This is a genomic window from Halobaculum saliterrae (assembly GCF_009831625.1).
GTDB classification, from domain to species: domain Archaea; phylum Halobacteriota; class Halobacteria; order Halobacteriales; family Haloferacaceae; genus Halobaculum; species Halobaculum saliterrae.
Map to the genome: position 1 here is coordinate 1 of NZ_WUUS01000017.1, position 21,509 is coordinate 21,509.

Consider the following 21,509-nt stretch of genomic DNA (forward strand, 5'->3'; position numbering starts at 1 on the left):
GCGGCTCGCAGCGCGCGGGTCCCCGCTCTGGTGCTCCGGCCGGCGTAGTGGGTTCGCGCGTCCGCGGGGACGCCGAGCGCGGCGCCCAGTCGCGGCAGGAGGTCCTCCTCGGCCAGCGGCGGGGTGGTCGTCCCGAACGCGAGCCCCGCGAGGTCGCCCGCGTCGATTCCGGCGGCCGAGAGCGCGCGCTCGGCCGCGGCCACGCCCATCGTGAGCGTGTCCTCGTCCGGCGCCGGGACCGCGACGGCGTCGACGCCGCGGGCCCGCGACCGACCCCATGCGTCGACGACCGCCTCTTGCGACAGCCCCGCCGACGGTACGTACGCGCCGACGCCGAGAACCCGCGCGTTCGCCTCGGGCGCTCCCTCGGAGCCGGCGGGCCCGATGGGTCCCGGCTCGACTCCCGGTTCGGGGTCGCTCACGCGCCCGTCACCCCCTCGGTCTCGAACACGTGAACGACCGCCGCGCCGCCGGAGCCGCCGACGTTGTGGGTCAGCCCCCGCTCGGGGTCTTCGAGTTGACGCTCGCCCGCGTTCCCGGTCAACTGGTCGAACGCCTCCACCGCCTGCCCGGCGCCGGTCGCGCCGATCGGGTGGCCCTTCGACTTCAGCCCGCCGGAGGTGTTGACCGGGAGGTCGCCGTCCGCCTTCGTGACGCCGTCGAGCGCGAGCGCGGCCGCCTCGCCGCGCTCGCAGAACCCGAGGTCCTCGTAGGCGAGCAGTTCGGCGATCGCGAAGCAGTCGTGGACCTCGGCGAAGTCGAGGCCGGTCCGCGGATCGGCGACGCCAGCGCGGTCGTACGCCGTCGCCGCGGCCGACTCGCTGGCGGGGATGGCGGTGTAGGTGTCGCGCTGGAACAGACCGACGCGGTCGGAGGCGGCGCCGACGCCGGCGATCCGAACGCGCTCGTCGAAGGAGGCGGCCGCCTCCTCGCTGGCGACCAGCACCGCGGCGGCCCCGTCGCTCGTCGGGCAGCAGTGGTACAGCGTGAGCGGGTCGGCGACGACCTCGGCCGACTCGGCGTCCTCGACCGAACAGTCGAAGCCGAGGTGCGCCTTCGGGTTCGACGCGCCGTTGGCGTGACTCTTGGCGGCGACCGCCGAGAGCGCCCGGCGAGGGGCGTCGTACTCGCGGAGGTACGCGTCGGCCATCTGGGCGTACACGCCCGAGAACGTCGTCCCCGCCATGCGCTCCCACTCCGTCTCCCCGGAGACGCCCAGCCAGTACTTCGTCGCCTCCGCGGACGCGTCGGTCATCACCTCCACGCCACCCGCGAGGACGAGGTCCGCCATTCCGGATCGAACCGCCATCACGGCCTGCCGGAGCGCGGACCCCGAGGCCGCACAGGCGTTCTCCACGCGCGTACAGGGGACTCCGTGGAGCCCGACGTGTTCGGTGACGGCGGGGCCGGCGAGCCCGATCTGACGGCCGCCGACGCCGAGCGTGCCGACGAACGCCTCGTCGACGTCGTCCGCCTCGAGGTCCGTCGGCGCCGCGGACTCGTACGCCTCGCGAAACAGGGTTCGATACGTCTCCTCGGGGAACGCGCCGAACGACGACTGGCCGGCCCCCACAACGTAGGCGTCGGTCATGTCGGAATCCCACTCCGAACTGTGGTAAGTGTTGTCGGTCGACCGTCGGTCCCGAGCGAACGCGACCCATGACCCCGGCCATGCTGGCGAAAGGATTATTACGGGCTTCGGAGAACCTCGCCGAGCAGCTTTTATTGGTGCGCCGGCTGTCGAATTCCGGGACCCGTTCGCCGAAAACCGTCGAAATACGTCTCATGGTGGCTCTAGAGGGCGTGAGCGGCGCACACACGTCTGAGAAACACTTATATACTTTCCGTGTGTAACAAGTAGTAAGGACGACGCGGTCGGGGCACGTTATTCGCCTCCGGTCCGCCGTCGATCCGGGAGCACACAATGAGCGAATCAGAAACCACGATCAGTAGGTACTCGCAGCGCGAGGACGAGTCGACGGAACGATCGGACGAACGAATTGAGGAGAGCGAATCCGTCCGGACCTGTCCCGAGTGCGGTGGCAACGTCGTCGCCGACGAGGGACACGGCGAGACGGTCTGTCGCGACTGCGGGCTCGTCGTCGAGGAGGACGCGATCGACCACGGCCCGGAGTGGCGGTCGTTCAACAGCGACGGCGAGAGCAAGTCGCGCGTCGGCGCCCCGAGCACGAAGATGATGCACGACAACGGGCTGTCGACCAACATCGGGTGGCAGAACAAGGACGCCTACGGCAACACGCTCTCGACCGAGCGCCGCCAGCAGATGCAGCGGCTGCGCACGTGGCACGAGCGGTTCCGCACGCGCGACTCGAAGGAGCGCAACCTCAAGCAGGCGCTCGGCGAGATCGACCGGATGGCCTCGGCGCTGGGCCTGCCCGAGAACGTCCGCGAGACCGCCTCGGTCATCTACCGCCGCGCGCTCGGCGAGGACCTCCTCCCCGGGCGCTCCATCGAGGGCGTCGCCTCGGCGAGCCTCTATGCGGCCGCCCGGCAGGCGAACACCCCCCGCTCGCTCGACGAGCTGACGGCGGTGTCGCGGGTGGACCGGATGGAGCTGACCCGGACGTACCGCTACATCGTTCGCGAGCTGAAGCTGGAAGTCGCACCGGCCGACCCGGCGCAGTACCTCGCCCGGTTCGCCTCCGAGCTCGGGCTGTCGGACGAGGGAGAGTGGCGCGCCCGCGGACTGCTGGAGACGGCCCAGGAGGCCGGCGTCACCAGCGGGAAGTCGCCGGTCGGGCTCGCCGCCGCAGGGGTCTACGCCGCCGCGTTGCTCACCAACGAGGCGCTGACCCAGAGCGAGGTGAGCGACGTCGCGGGAGTGAGCGAGGTGACGATCCGGAACCGGTACAAGGAGCTGCTCGACGCGGCCGAGGACGCCGAGGGCGCCCCCGGAACCGGCGGCCCCGACCGCGGCCGCGCGAACGCCTGATCTCGCTGCTCCCGTCGACGTGCGGCCCGGCGGCTCTCGACGACCGCCGATTTCTCATACCGAACGCTTCCATCGCCATCGACTGATCCGAGGGCCCCCCAATGGATCCGGTCCACCGGCGTCGGCGGCATTGCCGTCGACCGATTCTCACCGGCGGCCACGGCGGACGAGCGACCGCCCACAACGCTTTACCATACGCCGCGCAACGACTCCGCGTATGGTGGAGGCCTTCGTCCGACTACAGTGTCCCGAATGTCCGAAGAACTGGGAGGAGGCGCCCACCGACCTCCCGAACCACAGGGAGAACTTCTCGTGCCCCTCGTGTCACGCGACGCGGCGGCTCGCGGAGTTCATGCGAACCGAACGGGACCTCGACGCGGTGAAACAGTTCGAGTGAGCCCCGCGAGCGGGCCCGCCACCGGTGGCGTTGGTCCGACTACGTCCCGAGACCGGTGATCGCGCCGCAGGCGTCGCACTTGAGCACGTCCGCGCCGCTCTGCTCGATGATGCGTGTGTCGGGGAGCCCACACTCCGAGCAGATGACGTACCCCTCGGTGTACGCGTCCACGGCGTCGGCGACGCGTTCTCGCTTGAACTCGCCCGTGAGCCGCGCACGTCCGGACTCGTCGATGCGCGCGGCCGTCCCCAAATCGTCCTGCAGGAACTTCAACAGCGCCGACTCCTCGCGGTTCAGCGTGTCGACCAACGTCTGGAAGTTCTCGACGACCGTGACGCTCCCCTCCGGGCGAACCTCCGGATCGGGGACCTCGAATCGGGAGCCGCGCTCGTCGATGTCGGGCGTCTCCTCGATCGCGCGGTCTAGCATGTCGTCGTACTCCATACGCGTTCGTAGGCGTGTTCCGCCCTAAAAACGTTCGTGGCACGGCGGCGGGAGCGACGCACCGCCACGACGCCGGCTTCCGCGCGAGGAGCCGATCGACCGCCGAACGGGTCTGTTTCCCGCCGATCCGTCCGATATCAACCCCGCAACCTCTCCGGAATCCGACCGGTTCGCTCGACCAATGTAAATCCGACGGGGACCGTGCTAACGAGACTCAAGATAAGTCTTTAACCCTCGGGTCGCAACCCGGATTCGTCCATGAAGAAGCAGGAGCTCATTCACCTGCACGGCCTTCTCAGCGAGGTACGCAGCGAGTACGAGCAGTGGGGCACAGACATCGACCTGACAGAGTACAAGGAACTCGGCGTCAAACCGACGTCGATCCACCGATCCAAGACGGATCACAAGGCCGCCGTGTTCAAGCTGGCGTCCGGCATCACGTCGTCCGCAGAGGAGGAGGAGACGACCGAACCCGTCGCGCCGACGGCCGACTGAGTCGCGGAACTTACTCCCCCGCACCGACCGAGCGACCGCCAGCGACGGCGTCGGCTCGCGAAGGCTGCCAGTCCTCCGGAGCTACCGTTCGTCCTCGACCATCTCCTCGAACTCCGGGAGCAGATCGTCCTCTCCGCCCGCGTCGATCGAGCCCTCCCGTGATCGACCGCCGTCGCGCCCGTCCGCAGCCGAGCCGTCCACCTGGGAGTCGGTTCCGTCGTCGTGGTCGCCCTCGCCGGCGTCGTCGTCTCCACCGTCATAGTCGCTCCCGTCGTCGCCGAGGTCGTCGTCCTCCTCGAGCAACTCGACGCGGACGACCGAGAGCGGGATGTCGTGGAGGCGTTGGCCGATCTCCTTGCGCGCGATCCGGGCGGCGTGTTCCTCGCGCTCCACGTTGAACACGGACATCTCCAGCTCGAGCGCCACGAGCGCCTCGTCGGCCGCGACGAACGCCGGCGGCAGTTGCTCCCCGTCGGGCGACGTCCGCGTCCCCATCGAGATCTCGACGTAGTTGAGATCCGGGTTCAGCATCTCCCCCGTCTTCGAGATCGCGATCCGGACCGCCTCGTCCGTCGTCTCGACGTCGTACACCGGTACGCCGGCCTCGACGACGACCCTACAGTCCATGCCAGATCGTACCACGGGAGCGGGCAAGAATGTTCGGCCGAGGCGGCGTGAGAAACGGTTAATAGTTAGTGGTATCACTAAGTGGTTGCATGCAGTTCGACGGCTTCACCGACGCGGGCGAGGCACAGGTCACTCGAGCCATCGGCGACTCCTGGCACGGCGAGTTCATGGCGGGAACGGAGACGGACGCCATCGTGGTCGGCGGCGGCCCCTCGGGGCTCACCGCCGCCGCGGAGCTGGCGGACCGGGGAGTCGACGTGACCGTCGTCGAGAAGAACAACTACCTCGGCGGGGGCTTCTGGCTCGGCGGGTTCCTGATGAACAAGCTCACCGTGCGCGACCCGGCACAGCGGATCCTCGACGAGCTCGGGGTCCCGTACGAGGAGAGCGACGAGGCGGCCGGCCTGCACGTCGCGGACGCCCCGCACTGTGCGTCCGCGCTGATCGAGCGGGCCTGCGACGCCGGGGCGCGGATCCAGAACATGACGGAGTTCACCGACGTGGTCGTCCGGGAGGACCACCGCGTCGCCGGCGTCGTGATGAACTGGACGCCGGTGCACTCGCTGCCGCGCGAGCTGACCTGCGTCGACCCGATCGCCGTCGAGTCGGATCTGGTCATCGACGCGACCGGCCACGAGGCGGTCGTCGTCTCGAAGCTCCACGAGCGCGGCGTGGTCGACGCTCCGGGGATCGGACACGCCGGCGAGCACAACACCGGGATGGACGGCACCGCCGAGGGCGAGTACGGCGCCCCGGGCCACGACTCGCCGGGCCACGACTCGATGTGGGTCGCCGACAGCGAGGACAAGGTCGTCGAGCAGACCGGCGTCGTCCACGACGGGCTGATCGCGACGGGGCTGGCGACGGCGACGACGCACGGGCTCACCCGGATGGGACCGACGTTCGGCGCGATGCTCGTCTCGGGCAAGCGCGCCGCCGAGGTCGCGCTCGACGAGCTCGGCGTCGACGCCGCGCCGGTCGAGCTGGGCGGCACGACGCCCGCCCCGGCCGACGACTGAGCCGTGTCCGAGGACATGGCTCCGGCGCACACGGATCCGAGCGACACGGATCCGGATCACACGGTACCGGCCCGCACCATCGACTCAGCGGCGAGCCCGCCGGTCGCCCTGACGGTCGCCGGGACCGACAGCAGCGGCGGCGCCGGCGTCGCCGCGGACCTCAAGGCGATGGCGGCCCGCGACGCGTTCGGCACGGCCGCCGTCACGGCCGTCACGGCACAGAACACGGCCGGCGTCGACTCGGCACACCCCGTCCCGCCCGCCGAGGTCGCCGCCCAGATCCGGTCCGTCGTCTCCGATCTCCCGGTCGCGGCCGCCAAGACGGGAATGCTCGGCGACGCCGATCGGGTCGAGGCGGCCGCCGAGGCGCTCCCCGAGTCGCTCCCGCTGGTCGTGGACCCGGTGGTGGTCGCCGCCTCCGGGGCGCGCCTGCTCGACGAGGCGGGAGTCGAGGCCCTCCGGGACCGGCTGATCGAGCGCGCGACCGTCCTCACGCCCAACGTCGCCGAGGCGGAACTCCTGACGGGCCGGGACGTGTCGACGCCCGCGGACGCGCGTGCGGCCGCCCGCGACCTCCGTGAGGCCGGCGCCGAGGCGGCGCTGGTCACGGGCGGTCACCTCGACGGCGACCCGGTCGACGCGTACGTCGGTCCCGAGGGGGAGACGCGCTTCGAGCGCGACCGCGTCGACACGGACGCGACCCACGGCACCGGCTGCACGCTCTCGGCGGCGATCGCGGCCGAGCTCGCCGGCGGCGCGGACCCGCTGGCCGCCGTCGCGGCCGCGGAGTCGTACCTCGACCGGACGCTCCCACGCGGACTCCCGTACGGCGAGGGACCCGGCCCGGTGAATCACCTCGGGGCGACGCGGACTGACGCCGCGACACCGGCGGCCTGCGCGCGACTCCGGGCCGAGGTCGGCCGCCTCGAACGCGCCGGCTCGGCGGTCGCCGACGCGGTCCCCGAGGTGGGGACGAACGTCGCGCTCGCGCCGCCGGGCGCATGTCGACCCGACGAGCTGGTGGCCGTCGAGGGACGCCTGCGGTCGACCGGCGAGGGCGTCCGCGCGGCCGGCGGCGTCGCCCGCGGCGCCTCCGATCACCTCGCGCGACTGCTGTGCGGCGTGCGGGAGATCGACCCGTCGACGCGGGCCGTGGCGAACGTCCGGCCGACCGACGCGGCCGTCGATCGCCTCAACGAGATCGGCGACGTGGTCCGCGTGGACCGACGCGAGGAGCCGCCCGACGCGGACGGGACGATGGACTGGACGGCCGCGACGGCGATGAGCGACAGGTCGCGCGCGCCGGTCGCCGTCGTCGACGACGGCGCCCACGGGAAGGAGCCGATGGCGCGCGTGTTCGGCGACTCCGCCGGGGCGGTCGTCGATCGGGTGTTGATCGCCGCCGGCGTCGACGAGCCCTGAGCCGGGAGGGCGATCCCCGTATTCCCGGTCCGCGAGTCACTCGTTCTTCGGTCCCGCTGACCGCCCTCCACGCGAACCGAGGCGCCCCCGCCTCACTCGCCGCCGGCGCGGAGGTAGTAGAAGACGTAGGTCTGCGCGTAGCCGGCGTACTCCCCGCCGAAGCGCTCGCGGATCGCCCGGCTGGTCTCGGCGTAGCCGCCGGCGTCGCACTCGGGGTAGTGGTCCGCGATCGCCGTCCGGATCCACGTGTCGAGCGGCACCGCCTCGAGGAAGTCGAGCGAGAACAGCAGGACGCAGTCGGCCACCTTGTCGCCGACGCCGACGAACCGCGTGAGGTACTCGCGGGCCTCCTCGTACTCCATCCCGCGTACCGCCGCGGGGTCGGCCTCGCCGTCGGCGACCATCTCCGCGGTCCGTTGTACGTAGGGAGCGCGATAGCCCAGCGACAGGTCCCGCAGTTCCTCCTCGGTGCGTTCAGCGAGCTGCTCGGCCGTCGGGAAGGCGTGGAGCGTCCGGCCGTCGAACTCGACCGGGTCGCCGAACTGTTCGGCCATCCGCATCTGCATTCCGTGGATGCGGCTGACGCGCATCTGCGCCGAGCAGATGAACGAGATCAGACACGGGAACGGCGGGTCACGGACGAGCCGCATGCCTCGGTACTCCTCGTACGCGCGGTTCAGGAGGGGCAGATCCGGCGTCGCCCCGAGGATCGCGTCGAGGTCGTCGTCCAGCCGCAGGAGGTGGGTGAGTATCGGCACCGCGTCCGTCGTCGACTCCCACTCCAGCAGCCCGTCGGTCTGTCGGACGCGGACGACCGCGCGCTCGTCGGTGACGCCGGCGATCGGGGGAACGACCGTCTCGTACCAGTGGTCGCCGCCGTGTGCGGACGTCGTCTCGTACATGTTCCCGTCCGCCCGGTCCCACAGGTACGTCTGGCCGCTCTCGACGGTCGCCTGCAGGTCGAACGGCCCGACCGACTCGAGGGGGATCGCCCCGGATTCCATTGCCGGATACAGGGCGGCCACGTGGTTGCGGGTTACGGTTCCGGCGCGGCCTCGTCAGCGGGGTCGGTCGCCTCGGTGGAGTCGGTCGGGTCGGAGGAGTCCGTCTCCCGGCGGTCGTTCTCGGCCGGCCCCCCGAGCGCGGGGAGCTCGATCCCGGCCGACTCTCGGTAGTCGCGGACCAGGAGCAGCAGTCCGAGCCCGATCAGTTCCCACGCGACGATGGCCGGAACGATCCCCCCGAGCGGGTCCGACACCAGCTCGAACTCGAACACCGAGAGCGCGACCCGGTGGAGCGTCAGCCCGAGCGTCGTCGCGGGATCGCTCGCGAGCGTCACGCCGAACAGCGCGGCCGCGACGGCGACGGCGCCTGCAAGCGCGACCCGACCCAGCGCGCCCGTCGGGCGAACGCCGCATTCCGCCCACAGGTCGGGCCGGCGAACGGGCATCGCGGCCGCGGTCGTCGCGACCGCGAGATACGACAGCGCGAGGCCGGGGACCGCGACGTACAGCGCCGGGGCGACGAGGTCCGCGACCGCGAGCGCCGCGGCGGCGCCGTAGACGACGACGAGCGCGACGACCGGCGGCTCCGTTGGACCACGCTCAAGCGGCGGGTACAGCTCCCCCAGCCCGGCGATCGTGCGCGCGGCGGGCACGCCGAGCGCGACCAGCGCGGCGAGGCCCGCCCCCGTGGAGACGACAACGGTCAACACGACCGGATTCACCGGGAGGTACGCCCCGACCGCGTCGGCGGCGGGGATGTCCGCGAGGGTGAGCCGGGTCCAGTCGATGACCCCGAGCGCGACGAACGCCGCGAGCGTCACGAGCGCGCCGGCGACCGCGGCGGCGACGACGGGTGCCGACGCGGCGTCGCCGTCGCGGCCGCCTCCGGCCATCTCGTCCCGGTCGGCCGCGGCGGCGTAGGCGGCCGCCTCGACCCCGACGAACGTGAACAGCGCGACGCCGACGCCGCCGACGAGGCTCCGCAGGGGCGCCCGACGGAGCCCGGACGTCGGGTACAGCGGGTCGAAGTTCGCGGGGACGAACTCGCCGATCCCGGGCAGGAACGCCGCGAGGAGAAGCGCGCCGACGCCGAGGACGACACCCCACGCGGGCACGGCCGCCGCGACGGCGGCGCGGCGGGTTCCGGCGAGGTGGATGCCGAGCGCGAGCAGACAGACGGTCGCCGCGAGCGCGTCGCCCACCAGCGGCCCGGGGAATCCGACTCCCGAAAGCGCTGCGAGTCCAGTCGGCGCCCCGAGGGTGCCGGAGACGTACGCACCCGTGCTCGCCGGGAGCGGCGCGAGCCGGCCGAGCCACTCCGCCAACAGCGCAAGCAACGCGACGTAGCCCGCCAGCGCTCCCCACGCGGTGAGCGCGCCGAGGCGTCGAGAGTCCCACACCCGCGCCACCGGGCCGTACACGGGCCCGCGCTCGTCGAACGGGCCGGCGGCGACGACCGCGAACGCGACCGCGAGGCAGACCGCGCCCCCGCCCGCGAGGAGGTACGCCAGCGGCGCCTGCGGGCCGGCACCCTGCGCGACGCCGTTCGGCAGGTACAGCAACCCCCCGCCGAGCATCGCCGCGATGCCGACGCCGGCCGGTCGGGCCGTCCCGCGGACCACCCTTCGGAGTCGGCCGGTGTCCATACCCGGAGTGTGTGACGGAGTAGCAAAAGTCCGCGGGCGGCCGGACGACGCCGTCGGGCACCCGCGGCCGTCAGCGGCTCCGACTGACTGGGAACGCCACGCGGTCGGGCGCCGCGTTGAACTCGACGAGCACGCGCTCGTACAGGTCGTTGCGGACGCGGGTCGAACGGCGGTGGTGGACGAGGTAGCGCAGGCGGAGCTCGACCCAGGACTCCCGCTGGACGACGTTCACCGAGGGGCGCTCGGCGACCTCGAGTTCGACCGCGGTGTCGGCGAGCCGGTCCCGATACCGGTCGACGGCGTCGGCCATCTCGTCGCCGAGGTAGTCGTCGGCGACGCCGGTCATCCGCTCGCGGGCGAACGCCAGATCCGTCTCGTAGGCCACCTGCATCGAGAGCTCGTTCCACACATACGGGAAGCCGTCGCCGGAGAAGTTCACCACCTCCGAGGAGAGCACCTGACTGTTGGGGACGGTGACCACCCGACCGGACGGCTGGTTCGTGGAGACGAGGGGGCCGTTGATCTCCCACAGCGTCGTCACGAAGAAGTCGACCTCGATCACGTCGCCGCTCACCTCGCTCATCTGGACGCGGTCGCCGACGGCGTACGGTCGCTTCAGCATGAGGTAGAACCACCCGACGAGCGACAGCAGAGGCTGCTGGAGCGCGAACGTGATCGCGAACCCGACCACGCCTAGCGAGACGAGAACCCCTACCCATTGGTCGGTGAGGACGCCGAGGAGTCCGATGAGCGCGAGCGCTCCGAACCCGAGCCGCAGGACGTTGCGCAGGTCGTGGGCCCGTCGCTTACTCGCCCGCCGAACCGCGAGCGCGTAGACGACGAAGTAGGCCCCGTTGGCAGCCAGCACCACCGCCACGGCCAACAGCAGTGTCGTCGCCGCTGCATCCGGGGAGATGTCGCCGAGCGCAGGGACGGATAGGTCCGCTAAGGGAGTGGTAGCCCGCACGAAGCCGGCGGCCGCCGCCGCGACGAGGGCGGCAGCCACCGACACGTAGCCGATCGGTCGTCGCACGGGCGGACCTGTCCCGGGGGGGGCAAAACCGTTGGCATCGACGCGGGGCGGGGCTATCGCCGATCCGATGGGTCCGGACGCACCGCCACCGATCGTCGCCGCCCACGCTTTTACCCACCGGCGCCCAAGCGACGCGCATGACTCAGACGCTGTTCCTGACGAGCGAGGAGGTCGCCGGGCTCGCCGACCCCACCGAGTACGTCGACGCCGTCCGGGACGCCTACCGCCAGATCGGCGAGGGGGCGCCCGCGGAGCCGCGGACGAAGCTCGTGAACGACGAGCCGCCGGGGTTCCTCACCACCTACGCCGCGGTGTTGCCCGAGACGGGAGCGATGGGCGGGTACACGTACTCCGCCGGGTTCGGCGAACGCGACGCGTGGTTCATGACCCCGCTGTTCGACGCGGAGTCGGGCGAGCCGATGGCGCTGCTCGACGGCGCGTCGATGAACCCGTACAAGACGGGCGCCGCCGGCGCGGTCGGCGTCGACGCGCTCGCGCGCGAGGACGCGAGCTCCGTCGCGGTGATCGGCTCGGGCGCGCAGGCACGGGGACAGCTGAAGGCGACGGCGACGGTTCGGGATCTGGAGACCGTGTGGGTGTACTCGCCGACGAAGGAGAACCGCGAGGCGTTCGCCGGCGACCTGAACGGGACGCTGGACGCCTCGGTCGCCGCCGTCGCGAGCGCGGCCGCCGCCATCGAGGACGCCGACGTGGTGATCACCGCGACGAACGCCGCCGAACCGGTGTTCGACGGCGAGGCGCTGGAGCCGGGGACCCACGTCACCGCGATGGGCCAGTATAACGAGAACAAGCGCGAGCTCGACCACGCGACGATCGAGCGTGCGAGGTACGTCCCCGACCTTCGTGCCCGTGCCGCCCCCGACGGCGACGCCGGCTCGTTCATTTCGGCCCTGGAGGCCGGCGTCGTCGACGAGGACCACGTCCACGCCGAGCTGGGGGAGGTCGTCGCCGGCGTCGAACCGGGCCGGACGAGCGACGACGAGATCACCGTCTTCGACTCGGGCGGCACCGGGATCGAGACGGCGGCGGCGGCGTACTTGCTGTACGAGAAGGCGAGCGAGCGGGGGCTGGGGGAGACGATCGAGTTCGCGCCCGCCAGCGAGGCGCTGACCGGCGAGTAGCGAAAGGACTGAGGGCGGGGGCTCCGGTGTCCTCGGACGTGTCACGGGGCCTCCTCGACTCCGCGCGGGCGTCGCCGCTGGTCGCCGCCGGCGGCGCAGTCGCCCTCGTCACGCTGTTGTCGGCGACCGCCGGCGTCATCTCGGTCCTCGGCCCGGGTACGGCGCCGGATCCGGGTGGCCGTCGACTGGGGACCGCGATCCTCGCGACCGTCGCCGGCGTCGCCCTCCTGTGGCTGTTGTTCGTCGCCCGCGCGACCCTCGGGGTCGTCGACTACGCCGACACCGGCGAGCGGCCGACCGGCTCGCGGGCGGCGATCGCGGCGGTCGAGGGCGCGCTCGCGCTCGCGATGCTGGTCCTCACGACCGCCGTCGTGTCCCTCTCCCGTGGATCGGACGCCGGCGATGAGGTGCTCGCGTTCGGTCTCTACGGCGTCGCCGCGGTCGGACTCGTGCTCGCGCTCGCGTCGCTCGCGCGGTCGGCGGTCGAACTGCTCGGGCGGGGGGAAGCCGGTTGACAGTCACCTGACGGTTCCCGGCGACCGGCGGCGACGCCGTGGTCCCCTCAGTCGTCCGTCGGAGTCGCGCCGGGGTCGGGCGTCTGCGGGTCGCGCCTGCTGACGCGCACGTGAAGCGCGATCGCACAGATCGTCGCGATCACGCCCCCGAGCACGACGATCCCGAACGCGACACGATAGCCGGCCACGGAGTACGCCCGCGCGCCGTCGACCACGCGGCCGGTCCAGTAGGCGTCCAGCGCGGCCCCCAGCACCGCGGGGAAGACGGCCGCGCCGAGGTACGCCATGCCGTTGACCGTGCCCGTGGCCGCGCCGCTGTCCTCGGCGTGGCGCTCCTTCGCGACCGTGTAGGCGACCGACGCCCCTCCGGTGATGCCCATCCCGACGAACAGCGCGAGCGCGACGACGAACAGCGGCGGCGTCACGGTGACGAACACGACGCCGTAGGCGACCACGAACGCGAGACAGGAGCCGACGATCACCTCGGTTCGGCGGCCGGTCCGGTCCGAGAGCGCGCCGAAGGCGGGCGAGCCGAGCGCGAAGCCGATGTTCGCCGCGAGCACCGCCAGGGCGGCCCTCGACACCGGCACGTCGTACAGGTGGACGATGTACGGCACCCCCCACAGCCCGACGACGGTGAAGTTGAGCCCGAAGATGAGGAACAGCGCCGTCCCCATCAGCCACGTGTCGAGGTCGCCGAGCACGCGCCGCGCGCCGGCCAGCACCTCCCGCATCGAGTCGGTCTCCGTCCCGGAGTCGGCGCCCTCGGGGCGGTCCGCCGGGTCGGCCGGTCGGTCCCGGACGAAGACGCCGACGGCGATGCCGGCGAGCAGGACGCCCGCGGCGGCGGCGTACAGCACCGCGCGCCAGCCGGCGGCCCCCGCAGCCAGCGCCAGCGGGGTCGTCGCCAACACGCCGCCGATCCCCGCGGCGGCGATGGTGAAGCCCGTCATCGTGGCGAACTCCTCGGGCGCGTACCAGTTGGCGCAGAACCGCAGGACTGCGACGTAGATCGACGCCCCGCTCAGGCCGGCGAGGAACCGCGCGGCGAACCCCACGGCGAGCGAGTCCGCCGCGGCGAAGCCGGCGACTCCGACGGCCATCCCGACGAGCCCGACCGACACGACCCGGCGCGGCCCGTACCGGTCCACGAGCAGTCCGGACGGGAGCTGTGCGGCCGCATAGATGTAGAAGAACGACGAGTGGAGCAGCCCCAACTCCGAACCGGTCGCGTCGAACACCGCGGCGAGATCGCCCGACAGCACCGCCGTCGAGTTGCGGAAGAAGTTGACGAACAGGAACCCGAACGCGAGCGTCGCCCACATGAGGTGGCGTCGATACCGGCGGGGGATCGCCATTGTGTGCCCCAGTGTTACACACCGGGGCTTGTAGCTTCGGGCCACGGCGACCTGATCGATGGCGGGCACGGGCGAGGCAGTGGAGAAGACGGGACAAGGAGCGGTGAAGAAGACGGGAGGGGCGCCGGGTGGTTGAGACCGCCGGCAGCGACTCAGAGCCGGCGCCGCATCCGGACGTGTTCGATGCCGTCCTCGTCGAACGTGCCGAGCGCGTCGTCGACGGCGTAGTCCAGGCGCTCGTAGAAGCCGGCCGCGTGTGTCTGTGCGTGGAGCACCGCCTCGGCCAGCCCCCTACCGCGGGCGCGGTCCTCGACTGCCCCCATCACGCGCGCTCCCCACCCCTCGCCGCGACGATCGCGTGCCACGACGACCCGTTCGACCTTCGCGACCCGCTCGGTACCCGCATCGAGCGCGCCGTAGTCGTCGGCGTCGACCGCGCGGAGGCGGGCGGTCGCGACGGCCTCGCCCCCGCGGGCGGTGTCGCGCACGAGCAGGTGATCCACGTCCGAGTCCAGCGGGTCCTCGTCGTGCTCGTCGAGTTCGAGGTGCTCGGGGACGCCCTGCTCGTCGACGAACACGCGCATTCGGAGGTCGACGACCGCCTCCCAGTCGGACTCGGTGGCGGCGACCGTCGCGGTCCAGTCGGCCCGGGCCGGGGCGAAGTTCCCGTCCGCCGGATCCTCGTCATCGTCCATCGTCACTGGAGCCGGTAGCGCAGGAGCGCGGCGACGCCCCCGAGGTTCTTCAGCTGTTGGCCGGGCGCGAACTCCTCGGAGAAGACGACCACGTCGCCGCCCTTCTGCTCGGCGGTCTCGACGAGGTCGTTCACGTCGACCTCCCAGTCGCCCTCGCCCTGCCGCTCGGCGCGCAGGCGCTCGTCGACGATGAGCAGCGTCTCGATGGCGCCGAACTCCGCCGCCTCCATCGTCTCGTTCACGCCGTAGGTGGCCTTGGCGCCCTCGGCCATCCGCCCGGTGAGCTCGTCGATCAGTTCGGCCTCCCGGGCGATACGCGTCTCGCGTTGCACCTCGTCGACGGCGCCGCGCTTGAGCACCTCGTGGACGCCGCGGTCGCCCGCGGCGGAGGTGTCGACGACGGTGACGCGGTCGCTCAGGTCGCGATAGTGCTCGTCGACGTAGTCGTTGGCGTCGTTCTTGGTGAACCCCGGACCCGCGAGGATGATCGCCTCCGGGTCGAGATGTGCGAGCGCCGAGCCGAGTTCGTCGAACAGCTCCTCGCGCGGGCGGGAGAACTCGCCCTTGCCGGTCGGCTTGGTGAAGCTCGCGTACTCCTCGGTGCCGTACTGCTGGACAGTGTGGATGAACGCCGCGCCCTCCTCGACGGTGGCGATGGCCACGTCGGGGGCGCCGGTGGCCTCCTCGGCCTCCTCGATGCGCTCGATCTGGTCCGGCTTGAAGCGTTTCTCGACGGTGATCTCCGAGCGCTCCTCGACGTTGAGCGTGTGGTGGTGGCCGATCTCGTCCTCGCGCGAGCAGCCGACGATGAGCCCCCCGACGCGCAGTCGGTTGGCGAAGCGGGCGAACTCCACGTCCTCGACCTCGATCGTGACGCGCATGTGCTCGCGCTCGCCGCCCTTGTCCCGGAGCTGGTCGTCGTTGCGGGTGACCCGACGGGTCGTGTCCGCCTCGACGTGATCGCCCGGCTCGAGGACGTGCGAGAGGTGCCACAGGTCGTCGGTGGTCTCGGGCGTGACCGTCAGGCGCTCGCGCCCCTCCTCGCCGCGGCCGCGCGAGTCGATTCGCATACCGGCGAATGCGTCGGGCGCGTACAAAGGCCCTCCGAGACGGCGGACGCGACGCGGAGAACACGAGGCGTCGGACGCGGTGCGGTGAACCCGGGGCGGCAGGCAGGACGGGAGCGATCCCGCCGAGCGGTTCCGCCCCCCGATGTCGCCCGTCGCCTACAGCGTGTCCGAACGGGCCGTCGACGACGCGTCCGAATCGGCGTCGACGTCGGTCTCAGCGTCGGGGGCGATCGCGTCCGCGCTGGTCGCCTCCGCGAACCCGCGGCCGAAGCAGTAGTACGTGACGACCTGCCCGTAGAACAGCGCCGGAACCCCGATCAGAAGCAGCGCGAGGGGCCCCGCGACGAGGTTGATCACGCCCCCGAGCACGACCCCGAAGAGCACGCCGACGAGGTATCGCCCGGAGAGCGCGGCCTCGCGCAGCGCCTCGACGTCGAACGCCCCGCGCAGCTCGCCCGCGAGCGCGAAGTTGGTCATCGCCGCCGGCAGCACGTACGCGACGAGGATCGACAGCAGCGTCGCGAGCAGGACCAGGAGGAGGCTGACCGTCCCGAACGCCGCGACGCCCGCCTCGCTTCCCGTCACACCCCCGAGGAGGAAGGCGACTATCGCCGCCACGATCGGGATCGAGATGACGAACCCGAAGGCCGCCTGCACGACGACGAGCTTCAGGCCGTCGACGAACAGTTCGCCCCAGTCCGTGAACGACGGAGCGGACCGCTCGCCGGTCGCCGCCGAACGCAGGACTCGGAGGAGGTACCCCTGCAGGACGAACGCCGGCAGCACGAACACGCTCGCGACGATCAGCGCGCCGCCGACGATCAGCGTGGCGACACGGTCGTCGGTTCGCAGGGGATACCCGAGCGCGTCTTCCAACATACCGGAGCGTACCCGGCGTCGTGGTTAACGGTTTCCACCGACCCCGCGACACCACGCCGCGACGGCGGCGACCTCCAGATAGAACAGCCCGAAGAAACCGACGAGCCTAACGGGACGGGAGCCGGCACCGGCGAGGGCCGTGCCGAACGCGAGCAGGACCGCGCCGACGGTCCACGCGTAGAAGTACCGCCCGGACGTGGCCGTCCGTCGCAGCCCCCGGAACGAGATCCCCTCGGCGACGCGCGCACGAACGGTGGCCTCTGAACCCGCGCGAGCGTAGCCGGCGAGCATCGCCGGCAGCGGGTACGCGACGCCGATCGCTAACAGCAGGCTCACCGTCCCGCCGACGAGCGTCACGCCGTACCCCAGCGGCGTCGTCGGGTCGATCGGGCCGCCGCCGGCCCCGCCCGACGTCGCGCCGGCGACGGTGACGAGCAGGACGACGACGGGGACCAGCAGGACGGCGATCGAGAGCGCGCTCGCGACCAGCCCGTCGCGAAGCAGGCCGATCGGCCGCCGGAACGTGGGAAGCGTGGCAGGGTCCTCAGCGTCGCCGGCCGAGGCGAACACGCGGACGAGGTAGCCGACGACGAGCACCGTCGCGATCGGTGTGAGCAACGATATCGGCCACAGCGGAGCCACGACCGCGGCGAGCAGGTGGAGTCCGCCGCCGGTCGCGAGCGTCTCCGCGGTCGCGCCGCGGTCGTCCGCGGCCCCGAGCGGGTACCGAAGCGCCTCCCGGAGCACGCTTACTCCCCGAGCAGGTCGCTCTCGCCCGGCGGGAGGAACTCCTGGATCAGGTCGGCGGAGGCGACCTTGCGGACGAACCCCTCGTCGGCGAACCGCTCCTTGAGCCGCCGGTAGCACTTCATCGCGGCGTCGTTCTGGGCGAACCGCCCCGGCGTCAGCCGTATCGTCGTCGCCGCGCGCGGCTCGACCGCGCTCGGCGGACCGCCGATGACCCTGGTCTCGGGCTCGACCTGTATGCCCACCGCGACCTCCGCGGGCACGTCACGGTAGTAGTCGCGCTCCCCGCGGATCACGAACCCGCCCTTCTCGATGTACTCGCCCGACTCGGGCGTCTTCGACACCTGATCCGGGGTGACGACGTACGCGTCGCCCGCGCCGCGGCCGTCCTTCCACACCGAGGAGTACGAGACGGCGAACTGCGCGGCCTCCTTCCGGGACTGCTCGGGGATCGTCACGTCGCGGGCGGCCTCGGAGGGGTCGGTCGCCTTGATGAGCGTGACCGGACCGCCGTGGGCCTGCGCGTGACAGAACAGGTCCCGTCCCTCCATGTAGTTCTTCACGAGTTCCTCGTTCTGGTCGGCGTTGCGCCCGCCGATGACGAGGAACCCGTCGCTGCTCTCGAACCAGCGGAAGCGGTCGTACCAGTTGTCCTGCCGTCTCACGGGGATCGACTGTCGGGAGAGCCAGTCGACGTCCGCGCGGTCGTCGGCGTCGTCGTCACCGTCGTCGCCGTCGTCGCCGTCGTCATCCGCCTCGTCGCCGTCGCCGCCGCCGTCGCGCTCCCACTGCTCCTTGCGCCGCTTCACGGCCTCCAGCTCCTCGCGGGTGTTCTCGATCGCCGCCAGCGCGCCCTCCTTCTTCTCCTCGATCCGCTTGGCCTCCGTGTACAGCCGGTCGGCGTTCTTCTCCGGGCCGGTGCCGGCGTCGAGGGTGACGACCGTGCCGTCGAGGTCGACGTCTACGGTCCCCTCCGAGCCGTCGACGCCGCGGACGGCCTCCGCCTCGGGGATGCCGCGGTCGGCGCCCTCGAGGAACGTCTCGTCGATCTCCTCCCAGCCCCGACCCTCCTCGCGGGCGGACTGGATCGTCGAGAGCACGTCGGCGACGAGGTCGTAGTGGGCGTACACGGCCTCCGCCTTCTCGCGCTCGGCGGCCGCGCGCTCGTCGAAGTCGTCGATCGCGCCCTCCTGCTGGTCGATGATGCGCTGCTTCTTGGCGATCTCCGCCTCGAAGTCGGGGGCGTCGTCGACCTCCTCGTCCTCCGTGAGGTCGAGCCGGTAGAAGTACTCGTCCAGCGCCGCGTTGAAGTCGTCGTACGCCTCCGCCTCCATACCCTCGCGCTCCTCCAGCGGGAACGGGGTCACGTCGACGACGGCGTCGTCCTCCAGATACACGCGAGGGTTCAGATCCCCCGACTGGAGGCGTTCGCCCATGCGCTGGATCACGTCGTAGATCGCGCGGTACTGCTCCTCGCCGGCGTCCGCGATGTCGAGCGTCTTCTCGACGCCCGCGCGGGTGCAGAACTCCTCGGCGTAGAGGCCGCCCATGTTGAGCTGCGTGGCGAGCGTGCGGACAACGTCGGTGTCCGATTCTTCCATCCGGGCTTCGAGCACCTCGTAGCGCACGTCGAAGGGGTCGATCCGGGACTGCGGGTACTCGTACTGGCTTCCGGGCGCGACCGTGCGGGACTTGAGGCGGACCGTCTCCAGGCTGCGCTGGACCTCGCCGGTCTCGTCGAGGACGGCGAGGTTCCCCTCGCCGAACAGCTCGGCGACGACCGTCGTGTTCGCGTCCGGTCGCTCGAAGTCGAACGTGAGGATACGGTCGAACTCGTACTGCGCCGTGTCCGCGAGCTCGCCGCCCGCGAGCCGCGAGCGGAGCGTCTTGGCGAACTCCGGCGGGCGGCCGGGCGCGTCGGGGACGTGCGCCGGGTCGGCGACGTGACACCGCTTCACGTCGCCCGTCTCGACGAGGAGCTCGACCCGTCCGCGGTCGTAGTCGCGGAGCTTGAAGCGGACGAGGTCGTCGCCGTAGAGGTAGACCTTGTCCACCTTCGCCCCCTCGTACCGGGAGAGCTCCCCGGCGAGGGCCGCGAGGTCGACGCTCGTCATGTCTGTTTTCGGGTCCATCTGATCGTCTCCGGGTAGTCCGGGCGGGTGTTTGGGCGTTGCGGGACGCGCGCGCCCCGGAGGGCGGTCGGAAGCGGTCGAGCGGTCGACGCCGCGGGGCCCTCGCGCGACTATCGGCGCGACAGCACTACACCCGTCGCGGACGCGACGAACCCGAAGGCCGCGAGCACGCCGAACAGGGTCGGCGGGTTCGCGTAGGTCAACACGGTGCCGGCGACGGCGCCGCCGAGCGCGCCGACGCCGAACACGCCGAGGTAGGTGTAGCCGTACGACAGCCCGCGGGTGCCCGCGGGGGTGTACTCGGCGACGGTCGCCTGGTAGAACGGCTGGACGACGAACAGCGCGGCGCCGAGTACCGCCCCGAACACGAGGAACGGCGCGAACCCGAGGTTCGCGACCGGGAGGAACAGTAGAGCCAGCACACCGAGCAGCCCGAAGCTGAGCGCGATCCCGCGTTCGACGGGGATACGGTCGGTGAGCTTTCCCCCGACGTACTGGCCGACGACCCCGATCATGAGCAGCCCGGAGTACACGTAGTTCGCGGGCGACACCTCCCGGGCCGAGAGCCCGCCGAGGACGTCGGCGATCCCGCCGGGCAGCAGCGACCCGACGACGACCGCCTCGAACCCGGGGAGACCGTCGAGCAGCTCCGGCATGAACGTGAGCACGCCGCGGTAGTACAGTCCGGACATCATCACGACGAGGAACACGAGCGCGAAGCTGCCCGTGAACAGCACGCGCGACTCGGCGACGAACTCCGAGAGCGAGTCGACGCCGGCGTCGGCCTTCGAGTCGCCCGCCTCCTCGCCGCCGTCCGCAGCGGCCTCGACGGCCGCGGTCTCGTCGAAGCTCGCGCGGACGGCGTACAGTGCCGCCAACAACGCCGGCGCCGCGAGGATAGCCGCGGCCGTCCGCCAGCCGAGGAACAGTAGCATGAGCGTCGTGAGCAGCGGCCCGAGCCCGATCCCGAGGTTGCCCGCGATGCCGTGGTACGCGAAGCCGGTGCCGCGCTCCTCGACGCCCTTCGAGAGCAACGCGAGCCCCGCCGGGTGGTACACCGACGCGGAGACGCCCCACACGACCATCGCGAAGGTGATCGACACGAGTCCGGGCGCGATCCCGAGCAGGACGAACGAGGCCGCCATCCCGACGAGGCAGGCGGTGATGAGTCGTCTCGATCCGAGGCGGTCGACGAGCACGCCGCCCGGGAGCGCGCCCAGGCCGAAGAGGCCGTACCCGACCGTCACAAGCAGCCCGAGCGTCGCGGAGGTGACCGCGACCTCGAGCGGGCCGAGGGCGATCACGTCGAACTCGGCCAGCCAGATGGGAATGAAGATCGGGATCGACAGCTCGTAGGTGTGGACCATCCCGTGGGCCAGCATGACGAGTCCGACGATGGATCTGTCGTTCCGGTTCACACGCGAACGAGGTTCCTCCGGCGGCATGTACGCGTCGGTGTCGGCACGGACCGCCGTGGGATCGTCGGCCGCCGGGCGTCGACCGCGGTCGGCGATGTGGGGAACGAAACGACTAATCGCCCCCCGCGACTACCGCCGTGTAATGAGCGCCCACGACTGGCCCCACGACCCCGACGGTGAACAGGGAAGCGAGGGGCGCCGAAAGTACGGCCACGCGGTTTTGGTGAAGAAGGTCGACGAGGAGGAGGACTTCCCGCTGCGCGCGGGCGACTACCGCGAGGAGTTCGGCGACCATCCGGTCCGGCTCGACGCGGACACCGTCGTCTCCGTCGAGGACGTCTTCCAGGATATCGACGACGACACCGAGTTCGAGGACATCGTCGCCTTCCACAAGGCGATCGGCGAGACGATGCGCGCCAACGACCTCTGGACGTACGAGGGCGCCGACGCGTTCACTCGCACGCGCGGCTAGCGAGGAGCAGACGGCGAGATCGGCGGGGAACCGCGAGAACC

Annotated in this window: 21 protein-coding genes and 1 pseudogene; 8 read left to right on the plus strand and 14 right to left on the minus strand. The window is 71.6% G+C overall.

Going from position 1 to position 21,509, the window contains the following annotated elements:
• A pseudogene (locus tag GRX01_RS18430) lies at window positions 1-422 on the minus strand (hypothetical protein); the annotation flags it as partial.
• On the minus strand, window positions 419-1,591 hold the full coding sequence (locus GRX01_RS18435) for a thiolase C-terminal domain-containing protein (RefSeq protein ID WP_159671269.1): 1,173 nt from the start codon (window positions 1,589-1,591) through the stop codon (window positions 419-421). The gene GRX01_RS18435 and the pseudogene GRX01_RS18430, both read right to left, overlap by 4 nt.
• Before the next feature lie 333 nt (window positions 1,592-1,924).
• Here GRX01_RS18435 and GRX01_RS18440 point away from each other — a divergent pair, with 333 nt between their 5' ends.
• The gene (locus GRX01_RS18440) at window positions 1,925-2,953 is read left to right on the plus strand and encodes a transcription initiation factor IIB (RefSeq protein WP_159671272.1); all 1,029 of its coding nucleotides are present in this window, start codon (window positions 1,925-1,927) and stop codon (window positions 2,951-2,953) included.
• Window positions 2,954-3,170: 217 nt separating this feature from the next.
• Window positions 3,171-3,350, plus strand: coding sequence for a DUF7836 family putative zinc-binding protein (locus tag GRX01_RS18445; RefSeq protein WP_159671275.1), 180 nt, complete (start codon window positions 3,171-3,173; stop codon window positions 3,348-3,350).
• A gap of 39 nt (window positions 3,351-3,389) precedes the next feature.
• Here the strand turns inward: GRX01_RS18445 and GRX01_RS18450 are convergent, their stop codons facing one another.
• The gene (locus GRX01_RS18450) at window positions 3,390-3,794 is read right to left on the minus strand and encodes a translation initiation factor IF-2 subunit beta (protein WP_159671278.1); all 405 of its coding nucleotides are present in this window, start codon (window positions 3,792-3,794) and stop codon (window positions 3,390-3,392) included.
• 258 nt (window positions 3,795-4,052) lie between these two features.
• Between GRX01_RS18450 and GRX01_RS18455 the strand changes: the two genes are divergently transcribed.
• Window positions 4,053-4,289 carry a UPF0058 family protein gene (locus GRX01_RS18455; RefSeq protein WP_159671281.1) on the plus strand — a complete coding sequence of 79 codons (237 nt, stop codon included), beginning with the start codon at window positions 4,053-4,055 and terminating at the stop codon, window positions 4,287-4,289.
• Between the two features lie 81 nt (window positions 4,290-4,370).
• On the opposite strand, the gene GRX01_RS19665 is transcribed toward GRX01_RS18455, so the two are convergent.
• Window positions 4,371-4,916 carry a DUF555 domain-containing protein gene (locus tag GRX01_RS19665; protein ID WP_159671284.1) on the minus strand — a complete coding sequence of 182 codons (546 nt, stop codon included), beginning with the start codon at window positions 4,914-4,916 and terminating at the stop codon, window positions 4,371-4,373.
• 89 nt (window positions 4,917-5,005) lie between these two features.
• On the opposite strand from GRX01_RS19665, the gene GRX01_RS18465 reads away from it, so the two are divergent.
• Window positions 5,006-5,935 carry a sulfide-dependent adenosine diphosphate thiazole synthase gene (locus GRX01_RS18465; RefSeq protein ID WP_159671287.1) on the plus strand — a complete coding sequence of 310 codons (930 nt, stop codon included), beginning with the start codon at window positions 5,006-5,008 and terminating at the stop codon, window positions 5,933-5,935.
• Between the two features lie 15 nt (window positions 5,936-5,950).
• On the plus strand, window positions 5,951-7,357 hold the full coding sequence (gene thiD, locus GRX01_RS18470; RefSeq protein ID WP_159671290.1) for a bifunctional hydroxymethylpyrimidine kinase/phosphomethylpyrimidine kinase: 1,407 nt from the start codon (window positions 5,951-5,953) through the stop codon (window positions 7,355-7,357).
• A gap of 92 nt (window positions 7,358-7,449) precedes the next feature.
• Here the strand turns inward: thiD and GRX01_RS18475 are convergent, their stop codons facing one another.
• The 3 genes from GRX01_RS18475 to GRX01_RS18485 form a co-directional block, all read right to left on the minus strand.
• Window positions 7,450-8,361, minus strand: coding sequence for a DNA-3-methyladenine glycosylase family protein (locus GRX01_RS18475; RefSeq protein WP_159671293.1), 912 nt, complete (start codon window positions 8,359-8,361; stop codon window positions 7,450-7,452).
• A gap of 32 nt (window positions 8,362-8,393) precedes the next feature.
• On the minus strand, window positions 8,394-10,007 hold the full coding sequence (locus GRX01_RS18480) for a hypothetical protein (protein WP_159671296.1): 1,614 nt from the start codon (window positions 10,005-10,007) through the stop codon (window positions 8,394-8,396).
• Window positions 10,008-10,077: 70 nt separating this feature from the next.
• Window positions 10,078-11,040, minus strand: a complete 963-nt coding sequence (locus GRX01_RS18485; protein WP_321168205.1) for a mechanosensitive ion channel family protein — start codon at window positions 11,038-11,040, stop codon at window positions 10,078-10,080.
• Between the two features lie 137 nt (window positions 11,041-11,177).
• On the opposite strand from GRX01_RS18485, the gene GRX01_RS18490 reads away from it, so the two are divergent.
• On the plus strand, window positions 11,178-12,182 hold the full coding sequence (locus GRX01_RS18490; RefSeq protein ID WP_159671299.1) for an ornithine cyclodeaminase family protein: 1,005 nt from the start codon (window positions 11,178-11,180) through the stop codon (window positions 12,180-12,182).
• 38 nt (window positions 12,183-12,220) lie between these two features.
• Entirely contained in the window at window positions 12,221-12,697 is a 477-nt protein-coding gene (locus GRX01_RS18495) for a hypothetical protein (RefSeq protein WP_159671302.1), read from the plus strand.
• 47 nt (window positions 12,698-12,744) lie between these two features.
• On the opposite strand, the gene GRX01_RS18500 is transcribed toward GRX01_RS18495, so the two are convergent.
• The 7 genes from GRX01_RS18500 to GRX01_RS18530 form a co-directional block, all read right to left on the minus strand.
• Complete coding sequence (locus GRX01_RS18500) at window positions 12,745-14,055, minus strand: MFS transporter (protein ID WP_159671305.1); 1,311 nt, start codon at window positions 14,053-14,055, stop codon at window positions 12,745-12,747.
• A gap of 152 nt (window positions 14,056-14,207) precedes the next feature.
• Window positions 14,208-14,750 (minus strand): GNAT family N-acetyltransferase, encoded by a 543-nt coding sequence (locus GRX01_RS18505; RefSeq protein ID WP_159671308.1) that lies wholly within the window; start codon window positions 14,748-14,750, stop codon window positions 14,208-14,210.
• Window positions 14,751-14,752: 2 nt separating this feature from the next.
• On the minus strand, window positions 14,753-15,820 hold the full coding sequence (locus GRX01_RS18510; RefSeq protein ID WP_159671311.1) for an mRNA surveillance protein pelota: 1,068 nt from the start codon (window positions 15,818-15,820) through the stop codon (window positions 14,753-14,755).
• A 156-nt stretch (window positions 15,821-15,976) separates the two neighbouring features.
• On the minus strand, window positions 15,977-16,699 hold the full coding sequence (locus GRX01_RS18515) for a DUF4013 domain-containing protein (protein ID WP_159671314.1): 723 nt from the start codon (window positions 16,697-16,699) through the stop codon (window positions 15,977-15,979).
• A 24-nt stretch (window positions 16,700-16,723) separates the two neighbouring features.
• Window positions 16,724-17,446, minus strand: coding sequence for a DUF4013 domain-containing protein (locus GRX01_RS18520; RefSeq protein WP_159671317.1), 723 nt, complete (start codon window positions 17,444-17,446; stop codon window positions 16,724-16,726).
• A gap of 2 nt (window positions 17,447-17,448) precedes the next feature.
• A complete protein-coding gene (gene rqcH, locus GRX01_RS18525; RefSeq protein ID WP_159671320.1) occupies window positions 17,449-19,578 on the minus strand; it encodes a ribosome rescue protein RqcH in 2,130 nt (709 codons plus the stop codon).
• A 110-nt stretch (window positions 19,579-19,688) separates the two neighbouring features.
• Entirely contained in the window at window positions 19,689-21,023 is a 1,335-nt protein-coding gene (locus tag GRX01_RS18530) for an MFS transporter (protein WP_159671323.1), read from the minus strand.
• A 115-nt stretch (window positions 21,024-21,138) separates the two neighbouring features.
• Between GRX01_RS18530 and GRX01_RS18535 the strand changes: the two genes are divergently transcribed.
• Window positions 21,139-21,468, plus strand: a complete 330-nt coding sequence (locus GRX01_RS18535; protein WP_159671326.1) for a DUF5785 family protein — start codon at window positions 21,139-21,141, stop codon at window positions 21,466-21,468.
• Window positions 21,469-21,509 lie beyond the last annotated feature (41 nt).